The 2,583-nt window shown below is 40.5% G+C and carries 2 protein-coding genes; both read right to left on the reverse strand.

Features of this window, described 5'->3' with window-relative positions; genetic code table 11:
• Positions 1-562: 562 nt before the first annotated feature.
• Entirely contained in the window at positions 563-1,006 is a 444-nt protein-coding gene (locus ACQ2HE_RS19820; protein WP_430901913.1) for a hypothetical protein, read from the reverse strand.
• A partial coding sequence (locus tag ACQ2HE_RS19825) for an RHS repeat-associated core domain-containing protein (protein WP_430902505.1) occupies positions 1,003-2,583 on the reverse strand: 1,581 nt, incomplete at its 5' end. The genes ACQ2HE_RS19820 and ACQ2HE_RS19825, both read right to left, overlap by 4 nt.

Here is a 2,583-nt window from a genome sequence, read left to right on the forward strand (position 1 = left end):
AATAGCTACTGCGGTGGTCGTGTCCGTCCAAGTACCTTCAAATGTCAACGCCGGATAAACATCTTGTTGACTTTCTTCTGTAAGTACCATACGTACGTTACCGAGGTGGTCTTTTAAGAAATAATTGAATTAGAAACAGTAGGAAGAGATATAAAGAAGGAAGTAGGGGCTAGCTTTGCGGAGCAAAAGCAGTCGTGTATGCGATAGCCGTTGCGGGAAGGGACAGGGGGAATGCAGGATGTTCTTAAAGATACTGCCATGCTTGAACGGCTCTTTAACATTTCTATATTGTCTGATAAAGACAAGAAAAATATTTTGCAAGCTCTCGATGGTTTTATTAAATCTGCAAAACTGCATGCACTTTAAAACAAAAGCCACTCACCGGCTCTGTCGTTATTCTTTATATCTACCTAGGAACGGGTTGTTTTTCCTCGCCACCTGAAGTTTCAAAAACCCTCTATTCAACGAAAAAACACCCGCGCCGGCACCTAAACTATTCAACATCATCCTTGCTCAAGCTAAGCCAACTGAAGATATTAAACAACTACTATATTTGGACTCCCTACTTCAAACAAAGTCCACTAAGGTTTAAAGCCGTGTAAATATCAAGGATAGAATCGGGTTCAAATATTATAGGAGCTCCGTAATACATGATACCTCCGAGATGGGGTATTGCGTGTCGAGAAACCTTATGACTATCAACCGTTTTTTGAACTAGATTGTTTAACAGCAATGGATAGGATTTGCCGACTAAGAGACGCTCGCAGTTTTCTTCGCTTTTTGTGGAAACGATCTTGTAAACTGAACTATCTTTCCTTGCATAAATAACAAATACGTTACCTATTGAGTCGATTTTTGCAATTTTATAAAACTGCTTAATATTTTGACGCTGCAATGTAATCGGTTCGCCATAAGACCGACTTCTGGTTTTGCAAAAAGGAAAACATAAAATGATAATTAAAATTATCGCGTAATTAAAATTTAAATATCCCATAGCTGATTTCATCTCCATTTGATTTTATGAATTTCGGTCATATTATTGTTAGCTCCAACAGCGAAGTAACGGTATCCTGCAATTAGCCCTGGAAACATACCTGTTATATTTGCTCCAGTTCGATCAATCGGTTGCTCAATAATTGTTCCAGGTTGAGTGACAGCCGCTCCGTGCGCTGCTAGATACACCGGGTCTTGTGGATCGGTAGTAGGAGCAAGCGACTTGTTTTGAGCTTGAGCGATTAAAGCCCCTTGATATGCTTCTGTCACTTCATGTAACATAAATTTTCCCGGAGTCTGGAAATGAGTATCTGCCTTCCCCAAAACAGTTGGGTTAACTTCTTGAACGGCGTTTACTATCGGCACAGTTTGCCCTGAAGGATTAGTTGTGGTATTTTGGGTGACAGTACTACCCATCATCGCTCCGCCAACTAATAACAGATTATTAGAAGTATATGAGGCATTTCGATCTGCTCTCACCTCTATTTGTATACTATGGTCATCAATTGCTGCAACTAATTGTTTTGCGTCATTACTTAGAGTTACATTATTCCCAGATGCATCTTTATTAATCGAGTATGATACGTTTCCATTATTATCTCTACTTAGAGTAAGTTGACCTTGGACAGATGCTTGAAGTTGATCAAAAGCATCTTGAGTACTAATCGCCTTGCCACTGATCTTTACATCAGTAACTCCCATCCCATCCGGATCGATAAACCTGATTGGATTGTTAACCGCATAATTATAAGGTGACCATCTACGGTATTGTTCACTCAGAGGATCTATATGATTCCACCTACCGATCTGTTGATCATACATCCTCGCCCCATAGTCCAACCACTCCAACCCAGCACCATCACTAAACTCCTGTCGTTGTTCTTCTTTGCCATTATATTTCAGCCTGTTCGTTGGCGCTCCGAAAGAAACAGATTTTGAAGAAACTGCAGCCATCGTTAACCCAAAAGGATAGTAGTGAGTTTCTTCAACTATTGGTCCACGTGAGTGAATGATCTGCAAATTATCAAAGAACACATTTATATTCGATTCGTTACTACAATATACATAAATGTACCCATTTTTCGGAACTACAATGGATGGAATAGTACTGCTATTGTGATTTTTAACAGTTCCGCTACTACCTACCCGGTCGTAGCCACCACCTGTGTAATTAAAGCGTTCGTCAAATAAGATCCAGTTGATGAAGGCTTTGGGAGTACTAGAAGTTTGAGCGGGCTGGGTTCCCAATAGACTGGTAATGCCTGAGGTTAACTGAGTAATACTGTTCAATGCCGTTCCACTCACGCCTTTACTGCTCATGGCATTGGTACTCGCAAATGAAGTGAGGAGCGCCAAAGTTGTTGGAGCAGTAGTTGTACCCGATATTGTTCCGCCATTTAAATTATAGTAGGATTTTCCATATATGTTGATGGTATCACCTGCCATTACCTTCAAAGCAATGGTGAGTCCTGTTTTGTTGACAGAACCGTTCATTTGGTATACTTTGGCACTATTGGCAGTAGTATTGCTTTTCGGGTTGTTGTTGAAAGGGGGATTGCCGTTATTGTTTTGATAGGCAGTAATACCCGT

The organism is Endoryza foliicola, assembly GCF_050589245.1.
Lineage (GTDB): Bacteria > Bacteroidota > Bacteroidia > Chitinophagales > Chitinophagaceae > Endoryza > Endoryza foliicola.